At 77.4% G+C, this 424-nt stretch carries 1 protein-coding gene; it reads right to left on the reverse strand.

What is annotated here, in order from left to right:
* Positions 1–3: 3 nt before the first annotated feature.
* Complete coding sequence (locus AC5RUH_RS16720; protein WP_494129159.1) at positions 4–411, reverse strand: fluoride efflux transporter FluC; 408 nt, start codon at positions 409–411, stop codon at positions 4–6.
* Between the last annotated feature and the right edge of the window lie 13 nt (positions 412–424).

Consider the following 424-nt stretch of genomic DNA (forward strand, 5'->3'; position numbering starts at 1 on the left):
CCGTCACGAGGCGGCCGCCCGGGTGATCCGGCGGCCCAGCGTGCGGCCGGCGTGCAGCCCGGCGACGGCGGCGGCCAGGCCCGCGGGCAGGGACAGGCCCAGATACAGCAGCCAGTCGGCGTGGCGGCCCTGCGCCGCCAACTGGTCGACGGCCAGCGCAACGGCGGAGAATGTCGTGAAGGAGGCGAGCAGCCCCGGGCCCAGCGCGGCGCGGAGCCAGAACGCGGTGCCGGGACGTTCGGTCCAGAGCGCCGTGAGGACGCCCAGCAGCAGGCTGCCGGCCACGTTGATGGCCAGCGTGGTCCACGGGATGGAGCCGTCTTCGGGGAAGGCAACGCCCAGCAGGTAGCGCGCCTCGGCGCCCACGAAGCCGCCGACGGCGACGGCGGCCCAGGCGCCCGGGCCCGGCAGTGCGGACGGCGCC

Source organism: Arthrobacter sp. Y3223166, assembly GCF_059090935.1.